Origin of the sequence: Micromonospora olivasterospora, from assembly GCF_007830265.1 — a bacterium.
GTDB classification, from domain to species: Bacteria; Actinomycetota; Actinomycetes; order Mycobacteriales; family Micromonosporaceae; genus Micromonospora; species Micromonospora olivasterospora.
In genome coordinates this window covers 1297946-1310971 of the sequence record NZ_VLKE01000001.1, presented here as the reverse complement: position 1 = coordinate 1310971, position 13026 = coordinate 1297946, and the positions used below count along the sequence as shown (strand labels likewise).

Below are 13026 nucleotides of genomic sequence, written 5' to 3'. Positions count from 1 at the left end.
TGGCGGGGACCACCACGCCCCAGCCGACGAGGAGCGAGGCCGACGGCCCGAGGGTCTCAGGCATGCCGGACGCCCGAGCGGCAGCCCGGGCCGATTCGGTGCCAGGAGAGGCCGGCCGGGGAGTGGTGGGTGGTCTATGTCGGCGACATGGCGGGGTCCGGGCGGGTTGGGGAAGGCGCCAAGTCGGCGACATGGCGGGGTCCGGGCGGGTCGGAAGGCGCCATGTCGGCGACATGGGGTCGATCGCCGCCCGAGGGCGGCTCGCGCAAAGGGTGGCCTCGGCCCGCCCGGGTGGGGTGCCGCCCGGTGACCCGGTCGGGGCCCAGGGCTCGTCGGCCCGGGGTCAGGGCACCGTACGCTCCACCGCCGCCCGCCCCAGCTCGGCCAGGTCCCGGCGGGCCCGTTCGATGTTCTCCGGCGTCAGGTCCTGGCCCCGGGCCGCCACCAGGTCCTCCGGGTCCCACGGCTGCTCGGCGCCGGTGCGGATGTTGGGCCCCCCGGCGCCCGTGCCGGCGCCGTACGGGTCGCCGAGCTGGTCCTCGGTCCTCCCGGCGTCGGCGGGCCGCTCCCGTGGCTCGGCGAAGGACGGGGTGTCCCGGTCGGCCCCGCCGTCGGTCATGAGCTGCGGCACCGTCGTCTCGTCGTCCACCGCCGCGGCCACCTCGGGGCGCTCCTCGAGCGGCCGCCCGGCGTTCGGGTCACGATCGGTCATCGTGCTGCCCTCCTGTCCCAGGTACTCCTGATCCCACCGGCGTACCCCGACGGGCCCCCCGCATGCCGGGGGCGCCGGAATCGGGCGGCGCGGGCACGAGGTCTCAGGCCGCGTCCCGCTCCAGGGGCGGCGCGGGCGCCTCGGCGGGGCGCAGCCACTGCCAGAGCAGGAACAGCAGGCCCAAGGCCAGCATCCCCGCCCCGGCCCAGAGGTTGATCTGAATGCCCTGCGCCTTCTCGAGCTCCCGGCCCCTCGAAGAGCCACATGTCGCCCACGATCAGCCCGTACGCGACGAACAGCCCACCGATCACCCGACGGATGTCGAACAGCCGCGCGGCGGCCGAGCGGCTGCGCTCCTCCTCGCTCTGGTGCACCAGCGGGTCGGCTGGGCGCTCGCTGTGGTCCGACATGTTCCGCACCCCCTCCTTCGGCAGCCGGCGGTCTGGACGACCGGCACTTGGACTCCGCAGTCTGGACGACCGGTACTTAAACCGATCGACCCCGACCCCGGTTCCGGCCGGCTTTCCCCCGCACCGGGCACGGCGGACGCCCCGACCGGAGCGATCGGGGCGCCCGTGCGTCGGGTGTCAGCGGCCGAGCACCCGGTCCAGGAAGTCCCGGTACCGGCGTACGGCCACCCGGAGCTGCTCGGTGTCGTCGGCGTCGGCGCGCTGCCAGTCGCCGAGCCGGTTCTTCTGCTCGGCGAGCGCGGCGGCGAGCGCCTGGATGGCTTCCTCGACGAGCGACTGCGCCTCGGCGGCGGCGGCCTTCGGGTCGTCGACGAAGCGGAGCTGGACCTCCCGCCAGCGGTCCCGGAAGCCCTGCGCGGCGTCCGGCTCGAACAGGGTGGCGGCGTCATGCGGAACCGCGCGGCCGGTGGGTCGGGCCGCCGCCACGACGCCGCCGTCCCGGCCTCCCGCCGTCCCGGTCCCGGCCGTCCCGGTCCCGGCCGTCCCGGTCCCGGCCGTCCCGGTCCCGGCCGTCCCGGTCCCGGCCGTCCCGGTCCCGGCCGTCCCGGTCCCGGCCGTCCCGGTCCCGGCCGTCCCGGTCCCGGCCGTCCCGGTCCCGGCCGTCCCGGTCCCGGCCGTCCCGGTCCCGGCCGTCCCGGTCCCGGCCGTCCCGGTCCCGGCCGTCCCGGTCACGCCCGCCCCGGCCGCGGCCGACGCGTTCGGCGCGGTGGCGTCCGGGTCGACCATGGTGGGCGTGGCGCTGCCGTACCCGGCGGCGCCGGCCGCCACAGCCGCCCGCGTGTCTCGTTCGGCCCGCCGGTCCTCCCCGGCTCCGCCGGCCTCGCCGGCCTGCCCGGCTCGGCTGGCCTCGCTGGCCTCGCCGGCCTCCCTGGCCTCGCCGGGCCGGTCGTGGCGCGCGGCGGTGGGCGTGCCGGCGGCCCACCGCGCGGGGTCGTGCAGCCGGTCCGCCGCCGTCGGGTCGGCCCGCACGTCGTCGAACTCGTCGGTCCGCCCCGGCGCGCCGTCGCCCGGCTGGGCGGTGTCCTCCCCCCGGGGGTCCCGCTCGTCCTCGGCGCGGCCGCTCGCCATCGCCGAGGCCGCCACCGCGTCGCCCACGCTGGTGGCCCCGAAGGCGGACGGCAGCGGCGCGGGCTCGTGGAACTCGGGTGTTCCGTCGGCGTCCGGGCGCTGCCCGTCCCACCGGCCGTCGGACCGCTCGCCGGCCCCGGCCGGGTCGTCGAAGGTGCCCCGCTCGTCCAGCACGTCCTCCGGTACGTCGGCCCGACCCTCGGCGTCGCGACCCCCGTGGGCGGGTGGCTGGACGCCGGGCACCGGCACCGGCGCCGACCGGACGGCCTCGGGGTGGTCGCTGCTCACCTGCTGCTGATCCTGGCGCATCCTGGCTCCCCCTCAACGGCTCGTGACGTCGTGCGCCCGGTCGACGGACGCGGTGTCCGGCTGGCGCCGTTCCTGCTCGCGTCGGTCCGGCTGGCGCTGCTGCGGCTCGTGCTGCTCCGGCCCGCGCTGCCCTGGGTCGCGGCGCTCCGGCTCGTGCTGCTCCGGCCCGCGCTGCCCTGGGTCGCGGCGCTCCGGCTCGCGCTGCTCCGACCCGCGCTGCTCCGACCCGCGCTGCTCCGACCCGCGCTGCCCTGGGTCGCGGCGCTCCGGCTCGCGCTGCTGCGGCTCGTGCTGCTCCGACCCGCGCTGCTGCGGCACCGGCGCCACCGGGTCCGCGCCGAGCAGGTCGGCGAAGAGTGTCCGGTAGTGGACGAGGGCCCGGCGCAGGTCCTCGGTGCCGGCCTCGCCCCGTTCGTCGCGCAGCCGGATCTCGTGCGCGTCCCGGTAGTCGGAGAGCGTGCGGGCGTGCTCGACCGAGAGCCGGGCGATCTGGTCGTCGAAGTCACCGGTGGGGTAGCCGCGTTCGGCGACGAGCCGACTGACCAGTTCGTCGGCGTCGCGCACCGTTTCCGCCGGGGTGTCGACGAAGCGGACCTGAAGCTCCTCCCAGGCCGCGGCGTACCGGGCCCGGGACTCGGGGGTGAGCGGGGTGAGGTTCAGCTCCGCGTGCCGGCGTTCCCGCTCCCGCAACTCCCGCTCGGCGGTCGCGCGGCTGCTGCTCTCCGCGACCAACCGGTCGTACTCCGGTCCGAACCGGGCGCGCAGCGCGCGGCGGCGGGCGGCCTGCCGGCCGACCACGGCCAGCGCCGCGACCACCGCGAGCACGACCAGGACGATGACGACTACCTGCGTGGGCGACATGGCTCCTCCTTCGTCACCCGGTATTCCCTCCGTTCCCAGATCGCCAATCCCGATCCGGGCGACTTTCCTGACCTGCCCCGCGCGGCGAAACTTGACTCACTCCAGAACATGTCGGGGAGGGTTGCCGCTCGCCAGGGGGTGCGACCCGGCGCGGAACCTGGTCACGTCGCCGGGCCAGGGCGGCGGGGAGTACGACCGGCGGGTCGCCGAGGGCGTCGGCGTCGGGGCCGGCGTCTGACCACGGAGGACGCGGACGAAGCGCTCCGTCCATTGCCGCGTGGGGCGGCGGCTCGCGTGTCCCGGGCGTCCACAGCGGAGCGTGCCGGGGCGAGCGCGGCCGGCGAGAGGCCGGTACCGGAACGGGCGATGATTACGTATCCTGCCCAAGGCGCCCGTGCCGGTGCCCAGCCACCGCGGCGGGGCGATGCCCGGCCGGTGCGGCGCCGTCCACTGCCACACCTTCCGGGCGAGGTCCGATGAACACCCGCGACTGGCCGATCCGCTCGAAGCTGACCGCGCTGGTCGTCGCGCCGGTGAGCGCGTTGCTGGCATTGTGGATCTTCGCGACCACGCTCGCCTTCGGCCCCGCCCTGGACCTGCTCTCCGCCCGCACTCTGTTCTACGACCTCGGCCGGCCCGGCGAAACGGTCGTCGCGGAGCTGCAACGGGAGCGCCGGCTGACCGTGTTGCAGCTCGCCGGCACCGGCGAGCTGCCGGCCCTGGCCGAGCAGCGGCGGCGCACCGACCGGGCGATCGCCGAGCTGCGGGGCCGGGTTGCCGGCGAACGGCTGCGCGACGCGGCCGACGGCCTGCTCGACAGCCGGCTCGACCACCTGCTCGGCGAGCTGGACGCGCTGCCCGCCGGCCGGGGACTCATCGACGGCCGGCAGGTCGACCGGGCGGGGGCGATCGGACTGTACAGCGGGATGGTCGGTGCCGCCTTCCACGCGTTCGCCGCGATGGCCGACCTGCCCGACCGCGATCTCAACCGGCAGATCCTGGCGGTGACCGCCCTCGGCCGCTCCCGGGAGCTGCTCGGGCAGGCCGACGCCCTGCTCGCCGGGGTGCTGACCAGCGGGCGCTACGCCGAGGGCGAGCACGCCCAGCTCGTGCAGGCCATCGGCAACCAACGCTTCCTGACGGAGGCGGCGGTGGCGGACCTGCCGGCCGCCGACCGGAGCGCGTACCAGGAGCTGGCCGGCGGCGCGGACTTCGTCAGACTGCGCGCCCTTCAGGACGCGCTGATTCGGGGCGACGCCGCCGGGCCGCCCGCGGTGGACGCCGGTGCCTGGCAGGACAGCCAGGACGCCGTCCAGCGCCGCCTGCGCGACTTCGAGTTGACCCAGGCCGACAAGCTCGCCGACCGGAGCGTCCCGGTGGCCCTCGGCATCCTGGCCCGGCTCGGCGTCGCCGGCGTGCTCGGGCTGGCCGCCGTGGTGGCCTCGGTGCTGGTGGCGGTGCGGGTGGGCCGGTCGCTGGCCGCGCGCCTGTCCGGGGTGCGTACCGCCGCGCTCGACATGGCCGAGCGGCGACTGCCGGACGTGGTCGCCCGGCTGCGCCGGGGCGAGGACGTCGACGTGGCCCGGGAAGCGCCGCCGCTGGAGTACGGGCGCGACGAGATCGGCCAGGTGGGGCACGCCTTCAACGAGGTCCGCCGCACCGCCGTCCGGGCCGCCGTCGACGAGGTCACCCTCCGGCGCGGCCTCAACGAGGTCTTCCTCAACATCGCCCGGCGCAGCCAGGGGCTGGTGCACCGGCAGCTTGCCCTGCTGGACCGGATGGAGCGGCGTACCGAGGACCCGGACGACCTGGCCGAGCTGTTCCGGGTGGACCACCTGGCGACCCGCCTGCGGCGGCACGCCGAGGACCTGGTCATCCTGGCCGGGGCCGCGCCCGGCCGGGGCTGGCGCAATCCCGTCGCGATGCTCGACGTGATCCGGGGCGCGATCTCGGAGGTGGAGTCGTACGAGCGGGTCGACATCGGCGAGGTGCAGCCCGCGGCGACGGTCGGCCGGGCGGTCGGCGACGTCATCCACCTGCTCGCCGAGCTGATCGAGAACGCCACCGCCTTCTCCCCGCCCGGCACCCGGGTCACCGTCCGGGGCCAGAGCCTGCCGAACGGTTACGCCGTGGAGATCACGGACCAGGGGCTGGGCATGCCCGACGCGGCGATCGAGGAGTCCAACCGGCGCCTGGGCGGCCCGCCGGAGTTCGACCCGGCCGACAGCGCCCGGCTCGGGCTGTTCGTGGTGGCCCGGCTCGCCGACCGGCACGGCGTCCGGGTGCGGCTGCGCCGGGCCGCGCCGAACGGGACCACCGCCGTGGTGCTGGTGCCGTCCGAGCTGGTGACCGCCGAGCCCTCCGGACCCGGGCCGGAGGGCTCGGCCGACGGGCGGCGGATGGCCAGGGTGACCCGGCTGAGCAGCCTGCCCCGGGCCCGGGCCGGCCGGACCACCCGCGAGCGTGGGGACACGGCGACCGCCGTGGTGCCGCTGGTGCCCAGCCGCTCCGTGCCGGCCGACCCGGACGCCGGTGGCGACGGCCTGCCGCGACGGGTGCGCCGGCGCGCTCCCGGCGCGCGTCCCCGCCCGACCGGCCAGGACGCTCCCGCGCCGCGCGCCCCCGAGGAGGCTCGACGGCTGATGTCCGCGCTGCAGGCCGGCACCGCCCGCGGCCGGCGCGACGGGGCGGCGGACCCGCCGCCCGTGCCGGAACGGCCCGGCCGGGCTGCCACCGCGCCGCCCGTGCCGGGCGCGTCGACCGGGCCGCCCCCGCGCCGCCCGTCCCGGAGCGCGTCGACCGGGCCGCCCCCGCGCCGCCAGCCCCGGCGCCCGCCAGCCCTGCCGGCGTGCCCGTCGTTCCCACCCCGCCGCCCGCCCCGGCGGGCCCCGCGGCGCTGCCGCATTCCCCGCCCCCAACTGAGAGGGACGCCTAGTGGTGCACACGACAGAGCCGAACGTGGACCTCGACTGGTTGCTCGACGAGCTGGTGGAGCGGGTGCCGGCCGCCCGCCAGGCGGTGGCGCTGTCGGCGGACGGGCTGCTGCTCGGGGGCTCCGCCGGCCTGGACCGCGCCAACGCCGAGCACCTCTGCGCCCTGGCCTCGGGCTTCTCCAGCCTGGCCAAGGGCGCCAGCCGTCACCTCGCCGCGGGCGGGGTGCGGCAGACGGTCGTGGAGATGGAGTCCGCGTACCTGTTCGTCACGGCGGCCGGGCAGGGCGCGTGCCTGGCGGTGGTCTGCGAGGCCGACGCCGACATCGGCCTGGTGGCGTACGAGATGGCGATGCTGGTGATCCGGGTGGGCGAGTACCTCACCGCCCCGCCCCGGGCCGGGTCGGGTGCCAGCGATGCGGGCTGAGTCCCCCGCGCCCCGGCACGAGTGGCTGGACGCCGACGCCGGTCCGGTGGTCCGCCCGTACACCCTCACCGGCGGGCGGGTCCGGCCCACGGTCAGGCTCGACCTGGTGGCGTTCGTGCTGGCCAACCGGGGTGCCGACCCGTTCGCCCACCCGCAGTTGCACCCGGAGCACCGGCGCCTGGTCGAGCTGACCCGGCGGCCGGTTTCGGTCGCCGAGCTGGCCGCCGAGCTGGACCTCGCCGTGGGCGTGGTCCGGGTGCTGGTCGGCGACCTGCTCGCCCGTGGCCTGGTCACCGTGCACGAGCCGCGCCGCGGCGCGTTCCTACCCGACGACAACATCCTCAAGGCGGTGGTCAGTGGACTCCGTGCGCTATGACCGTGACGGATCCGGGCTGCGGATCCCGCTGGCACTGAAGATCCTGATCGCCGGGGGCTTCGGCGCGGGCAAGACGACGCTGGTGAGCGCGCTGAGCGAGGTCCGGCCGCTGCAGACAGAGGAGGTCCTCACCGGGGCCGGGATCGACGTCGACGACGTCTCCGGCGTGGAGGGGAAGTCCACCACGACGGTGGCGATGGACTTCGGCCGGATCACCATCAACGAGGACCTGCAGGTCTACCTGTTCGGCACCCCGGGGCAGGACCGGTTCTGGTTCCTCTGGGACGAGCTGGCCTTCGGCGCGCTCGGCGCGGTGGTGCTCGCCGACACCCGGCGGCTGGCGGACTGCTTCCCGTCCATCGACTACTTCGAGCAGCGGGGCATCCCGTTCGTGGTCGGGGTCAACTGCTTCGACGGCAGCCGCCGGTTCAGCCTGGACGCCGTACGCGACGCCCTCGACCTGGACCCGGAGGTGCCGCTGGTGTTCTGCGACGCCCGGGACCGTCAGTCCGGCAAGCTGGTGCTGATCTCCCTGGTGGAGCACGTCGCGCGGCAGCGCGGCGAGCCGGTGCCCGCAGCCTGAGTTCGCCGCGTCAGGCCGGCTGGGGTGATCCGGCGGGAATCAGGGCTGAGCCGGCCGGGTGGTGGGTAGACCTCTGGTTGGATCGACGGAGGACCGGCGAAAGGTGGTTCGGGGTGACCGGGCAGCGGGCGATCGTCCACATCGGGGGATACACGGCGGCCAGCGGCGGGCGGGGCGAGGGCATCGTCGCCGCCCGGCGTGACCCGGCCACCGGCGCGCTGACGCCGCTCGGCACGGTCGCGGCCACCCCGTCGCCGTCCTTCCTGACCCGGCACCCCGCCCTGCCGGTCCTGTACGCCGTGAACGAGCTGCCCGAGGGGCAGGTCAGCGCGTTCCGGGTCGGGCCGGACGGCGACCTGACCCCGCTGGGCGTGCGAGCCACCGGCGGGGCGGAACCCTGCCACCTCGCGGTCACCCCGGACGGCGGGCACCTCGTCGTCGCGAACTACGGCGGCGGGAGCGTCACCGTCCTCCCGCTCGACCCCGAGGGCGTGCCGGGGGAGCGCAGCGACGTGGTCGTGCACTCCGGGCACGGCCCCGACCCGGACCGCCAGGAGCGGGCGCACACCCACATGGTCTCCCCGGCGCCGGACGCCGGGCCGCTGCTCGCCGTCGACCTCGGCACCGACTCGGTGTACCGGTACGACCTCGACGCGCCCTCCGGCCGGCTGGTGCCCCGGGCCCCCCGGGTGCACGCCGCGGCCGGCAGCGGCTGCCGGCACCTGGCCCGGCACCCCGACGGGCGGCGTTGCTGGATCGCCGGCGAGCTGGACGGCACGGTCACCGCGTACGAGCTGACCCCGGACGGGGCGCTGCACCAGCGGGGCAGGGTGGACGCCAGCGGCCGGGCCGGTCACGTCCAGCCGTCCGAGATCGCGGTCGGCCCGGACGGCCGGTTCCTCTACGTGGCGAACCGGGGCGTCGGCACCGTGTCGGTCTTCGCCGTCGGCGGCGAGCTGCCGGAGCTGGTCGCCGAGGTGGAGACGGGCGGGGGGTGGCCGCGACACTTCGCCCTGGCCGGGGAGCACCTGTACGTCGCCGACGAGCGCGCCGACATGCTCCGGGTGCTCCGGGTGGACGCCGCCACCGGCGTCCCCACGCCGGTCGGCGAGCCCGTCGCGGTGCCCAGCCCGACGTGCGTGCTGCCGTGAGTCGGCGCCGCCCGGCCGTTCGCTGCGTCGCTGCTCAGGGCCGCTCCGGCCGGCCCAGGGGCACCGCCTCGTCACTCGTTGTCACTGAACCGTGCTCAACTGTTGTTCGTGAGTAACTTTCGTCCGAACGGACGTGGCAGTATCCCCACCCAGGTACGCAGGATGGTCACCGTGTCAGGCCGCCATCGCATGCGTTCGGGTAACCGCGGAGTCGCCGCCGTAGCCTCGGCGACGGCGCTCGTCGTCGTCGCCGCGGGTGCCTGGTTCGGCTACCGGCAACTGCTGCAGCCCGGCTGTTCGGGCCAGGTCGAACTGTCGGTGGCGGCGGCCCCCGAACTGGCTCCCGCCGTGCAGGCCGCGGCGGCCAGCTGGGTGGCCGACGGCGCGGCGGCCGACGGCACCTGCGTCGCGGTGGACGTCTCCGCGTCCGAGCCGGTGGAGGCACCGGGCTTCCGTGACCGGCTGGCCGCCAGGTCGCTGCGCGCGCCGGACGGCAGCTGGGGCGACGGCGTCACGGCGCCGCGGGCGCGCCGGCCCGGCGCGCGACGGGGCGGCCACCCCGGCCCGGCGGCAGCGGGCGGGCGGCTGGACCCCGGCGCCATCGAGCGGGCCGTGTCCGGCTGGTCGACCGCCACCCAGTCCGGCCGGATGCTCGCCGTCATCGACGTCTCCGGCTCGATGAAACAGCCGGTGCCGAGCGCCGGCAACGCGACCCGCGAACAGGTCACCGTGGCGGCGGCCAGCCGCGGCCTGAACCTCTTCGACGACTCCTGGACGATCGGGCTGTGGACCTTCTCCACCGAGCTGGACGGCCAGCGGGACTACCGGGAGATCGTGCCGATCAACCCACTGTCCAGCAACCGGCGGCCGCTGGCGCAGGGGCTGGCCGGGATCCGGCCCTCCGCCGGCGACACCGGCCTGTACGACACGATGCTGGCCGCGTACGAGGAGGTCCAGGACGGTTGGGAGCCGGGGCGGGTCAACTCCGTGGTGCTGTTCACCGACGGCAAGAACGAGGACGCCAACGGCATCTCCCAGCAGAAGCTGCTCGCCGAGCTGCAGCGGATCGCCGACCCCGACCGGCCCGTCCAGGTCGTGATCATCGGGATCGGCAACGACGTCAGCAAGGCGGAGCTGGAGTCGATCACCAAGGTCACCGGTGGCGGAACCTTCGTCACCGGGGACCCCACGAAGATCGGCGACATCTTCCTCAAGGCGATCGCGTTGCGCCCGAATGCACCACGCTGAGCCGCAGGGGTACCACACGGTCCGTCGCCCCGGACAACCGGTGCGGCGGACGGGGTTCCCCGGACGCTAGGGTCCAGGGAACTGACGGCAATCCGTCCGAAGTGACCGGTGGCCGTGATCTCAGTGCAAGATGTCGGGGTGCTCCGGCGCCGTCGGTTCCGTACAGGAAGACCGGCCGTCGACCGGGGTCGTCCTCAGCAGAATGGGGAGGGCCGTTGACGTCGGCGACGCTGTTGACCCCCGCCAGTACGCCGCCGCGGCCTGGTGTCGATCGACCGAGGCCGCTGGCCCGCGTTGACGAGCGGGCGTACGTGCGCATGCTGGTGGTGCTGGACACGGCCGTGCTGGCCGTGGCGGTGCTGGTCGGCTACGTGGCCCGGTTCGGTGACGAGGAGCCGGTCGGCTCGGAGATCCCGTACGTCCTCGTGGCCCCCGCGCTGGTGATCACCTGGCTGCTCACGCTGAAGGTGCTGCGCTGCTACGACGACCGGGTGCTCGGCTACGGCGCGGACGAGTACCGGCGGGTGAGCATGGCCAGCCTCCGGCTGGCCGGCGGCACGGCGATCGCCGGGTACATCGCCGACGTCGGCGTCTCCCGGGGCTTCCTGGCCATCTCGTTCGCGGTCGGCACGCTGGGGCTGGAGGTGGCCCGGTTCGCGGCCCGCAAGCGGCTGCACCGGGCCAGGTCGCAGGGCCGCGGGTGGTCGCGCCGGGTCCTGGTCGTCGGCGACACCGCGCACGTGCTGGAGCTGGTGCACCAGCTCCGCCGGGAGCCGTACGCCGGCTACCAGGTCGTGGGCGCCTGCATCCCGGACGCGCTGCTCGCGCCGGTGCCGCAGCGGCTGGGCGACGTGCCGGTGGTCGGGTCGTTCCGGGGTATCCCCGAGGCGGCCACGGCGATCGGCGCGGACACCGTGGCGGTCACGGCCTCCGGCGAGCTGACCGCGACCCGGCTGCGGCGGCTCGGCTGGCAGCTGGAGGGCACCGGCGTCGACCTGGTCGTCGCGCCCGCGCTGACCGACGTGGCCGGTCCCCGCATCCACACCCGGCCGGTCGCCGGCCTGCCGCTGATCCACGTCGAGGCGCCCGAGTTCCGGGGGGTCCGCAAGCTCGTCAAGGGCTTCGTCGACCGCGCCGCCGCCTCGGTGGCCCTGGCCCTGGCCCTGCCGGTGCTGGTGGCCATCGCGCTGGCCATCAAGCTCGACAGCCGGGGGCCGGTGCTGTTCCGCCAGACCCGGGTCGGCCAGGGCGGCCGCGAGTTCGGCGTGTTCAAGTTCCGCACGATGGTCGTCAACGCCGACGCGCTGCTGGCCGAGCTGGCCGCCCGCAACGAGACCGACGGCCTGATGTTCAAGATGCGCGACGACCCCCGGGTGACCCGGGTCGGCCGGGTGCTGCGCAAGTGGTCGCTGGACGAGCTGCCCCAGCTGGTGAACGTGCTGCTCGGCCAGATGAGCCTGGTCGGCCCGCGCCCGCCGCTGCCGTCCGAGGTGGCCCGCTACGACGGCGACGTCGCCCGCCGGCTGCTGGTCAAGCCCGGCATGACCGGCCTGTGGCAGGTCAGCGGCCGGTCCGACCTGAGCTGGGAGGACGGCATCCGGCTCGACCTGTACTACGTGGAGAACTGGTCGCTGGCCGCCGACCTGACCATCCTCTGGAAGACCTTCGGCGCCGTGGTGCGCAGCCGGGGCGCGTACTGACCGGTCAGGGCCGGGGGCCGGTCCAGTCCAGGCAGACGACCACCGCGTCGTCGACCAGGTCGCCGGCCACGAACGCCCGCAGGTCGCCGATCAGCGACCGGACGGCCTCCAACGGCTCCATCGGCCCCGTACGGCGTACGAACCGGTCCAGCGCGGTCTCGCCGTACTGGGCGTCCCGGCCGGTCGCCTCGACGACGCCGTCGCTGACCACGAACAGCCGGTCGTCGCGGAGCAGTGGAAACCGCTGCTCGCGGTAGTCCGTGCCGTCGAACATGCCGAGCGGGAACTGCGCCTCCAGGGGCTGCTGGACCACCCGGCCGTCGCGCAGCAGCACCAGCCGGGGCGAGCCGGCGTCCACCACCGTCGTCACCCCGCTGGCCAGGTCGAGCTCCAGCAGCAGGGCCGAGACGTGCTCCGCGCCGCGGTGCAGGGCGTACACCGCCTGGTCGGCGAGGGCGGCCTGGTCGGCCAGGGGGATCCCGGCCCGCCGGGCGTTGCGCAGGGCGTGGGTGGCCAGCGCGGTCAACATGGCGGCGGCGACTCCCTCGCCGCTGCCGTTGATGACCGACAGCCACAGCCGGTGACCGTCGTCGGACCAGTCGAAGCTGTCGCCCCGCACCGCGTACGCCGGTTCGAGCTGTCCGGCGAGGCTGAACGAGGGGCGCGTCCGGCTCCGCCCGGGCAGCAGCTCCCACTGCATCTCGGCGGCCAGCGTGAGCCGTCGGCTGCGCCGGGCGGCCCGGTAGAGGTCGGTGGTGTCGTTCACCGCCGTCATCTCGTGCCCGAGGGCGGTGGCGACACCGAGCAACTCGCCGAGGGCGGCCGGGTCCTCCGGGACGGGGGCCACCCGCAGCACCCCGCGCCGTTCGCCGCGCATGCCGACGGGAAGGTAGCCGGCGTCGCCGGCGAGGATCGGCTCCTGGTGGTCGAAGCACCGCCACGCCGGATGCCCCGGTTCGGCGATCGGCTCACCGGGCCCGAGCGGCAGCAGCGCCGAGAGCCGGTAGTCGACCTGGAAGAGTTCGACGTCCGTGATCCCGTACGACCGCTCCAGTTCCCCCGCGACGCGGTCGACCAGCAGGTCGGCGGGCGCGTCGGTCAGCGCCCGGCGGGCCCGGTCTTCCGCACCGCTCATCGTCGCTCCTTCGTTCGGAGGGGGCCGGCGTACCTTCGGCGGCGGGTAGTCTCGTG

Annotated in this window: 9 protein-coding genes and 2 pseudogenes; 7 read left to right on the top strand and 4 right to left on the bottom strand. The window is 75.8% G+C overall.

Annotated features, from left to right (window positions below; genetic code table 11):
* Positions 1-343 precede the first annotated feature (343 nt).
* The 3 genes and pseudogenes from JD77_RS05820 to JD77_RS05805 form a co-directional block, all read right to left on the bottom strand.
* Positions 344-712 (bottom strand): hypothetical protein, encoded by a 369-nt coding sequence (locus JD77_RS05820; protein WP_145773365.1) that lies wholly within the window; start codon positions 710-712, stop codon positions 344-346.
* Positions 713-1299: 587 nt separating this feature from the next.
* A complete protein-coding gene (locus JD77_RS32765; RefSeq protein ID WP_211372497.1) occupies positions 1300-2559 on the bottom strand; it encodes a hypothetical protein in 1260 nt (419 codons plus the stop codon).
* 264 nt (positions 2560-2823) lie between these two features.
* A pseudogene (locus tag JD77_RS05805) lies at positions 2824-3420 on the bottom strand (hypothetical protein); the annotation flags it as partial.
* Positions 3421-3896: 476 nt separating this feature from the next.
* Here JD77_RS05805 and JD77_RS05800 point away from each other — a divergent pair.
* The 7 genes and pseudogenes from JD77_RS05800 to JD77_RS05770 all read left to right on the top strand — a co-directional run.
* A pseudogene (locus JD77_RS05800) lies at positions 3897-6191 on the top strand (sensor histidine kinase); the annotation flags it as partial.
* Positions 6192-6354: 163 nt separating this feature from the next.
* A complete protein-coding gene (locus tag JD77_RS05795; RefSeq protein WP_145777436.1) occupies positions 6355-6777 on the top strand; it encodes a roadblock/LC7 domain-containing protein in 423 nt (140 codons plus the stop codon).
* On the top strand, positions 6767-7153 hold the full coding sequence (locus JD77_RS05790; protein ID WP_145773364.1) for a DUF742 domain-containing protein: 387 nt from the start codon (positions 6767-6769) through the stop codon (positions 7151-7153). The genes JD77_RS05795 and JD77_RS05790 overlap by 11 nt, the downstream gene beginning before the upstream one ends.
* Positions 7134-7736, top strand: coding sequence for a GTP-binding protein (locus JD77_RS05785; RefSeq protein ID WP_145773363.1), 603 nt, complete (start codon positions 7134-7136; stop codon positions 7734-7736). Before JD77_RS05790 ends, JD77_RS05785 begins: the two co-directional genes overlap by 20 nt.
* A 113-nt stretch (positions 7737-7849) precedes the next feature.
* A complete protein-coding gene (locus JD77_RS05780; RefSeq protein ID WP_145773362.1) occupies positions 7850-8887 on the top strand; it encodes a lactonase family protein in 1038 nt (345 codons plus the stop codon).
* Positions 8888-9076: 189 nt separating this feature from the next.
* On the top strand, positions 9077-10135 hold the full coding sequence (locus JD77_RS05775; RefSeq protein ID WP_145773361.1) for a VWA domain-containing protein: 1059 nt from the start codon (positions 9077-9079) through the stop codon (positions 10133-10135).
* Positions 10136-10350: 215 nt separating this feature from the next.
* Positions 10351-11835 carry a sugar transferase gene (locus tag JD77_RS05770; RefSeq protein ID WP_145773360.1) on the top strand — a complete coding sequence of 495 codons (1485 nt, stop codon included), beginning with the start codon at positions 10351-10353 and terminating at the stop codon, positions 11833-11835.
* A 4-nt stretch (positions 11836-11839) separates the two neighbouring features.
* On the opposite strand, the gene JD77_RS05765 is transcribed toward JD77_RS05770, so the two are convergent.
* The gene (locus JD77_RS05765) at positions 11840-12970 is read right to left on the bottom strand and encodes a PP2C family protein-serine/threonine phosphatase (protein ID WP_145773359.1); all 1131 of its coding nucleotides are present in this window, start codon (positions 12968-12970) and stop codon (positions 11840-11842) included.
* Positions 12971-13026 lie beyond the last annotated feature (56 nt).

Coding starts and splice junctions, on each gene's coding strand:
- JD77_RS05765 (WP_145773359.1), bottom strand. CDS start 12,970: ATGAGCGGTGCGGAAGACCGGGCCCGCCGGGCGCTGACCGACGCGCCC.
- JD77_RS32765 (WP_211372497.1), bottom strand. CDS start 2,559: ATGCGCCAGGATCAGCAGCAGGTGAGCAGCGACCACCCCGAGGCCGTC.
- JD77_RS05775 (WP_145773361.1), top strand. CDS start 9,077: ATGCGTTCGGGTAACCGCGGAGTCGCCGCCGTAGCCTCGGCGACGGCG.
- JD77_RS05790 (WP_145773364.1), top strand. CDS start 6,767: ATGCGGGCTGAGTCCCCCGCGCCCCGGCACGAGTGGCTGGACGCCGAC.
- JD77_RS05820 (WP_145773365.1), bottom strand. CDS start 712: ATGACCGATCGTGACCCGAACGCCGGGCGGCCGCTCGAGGAGCGCCCC.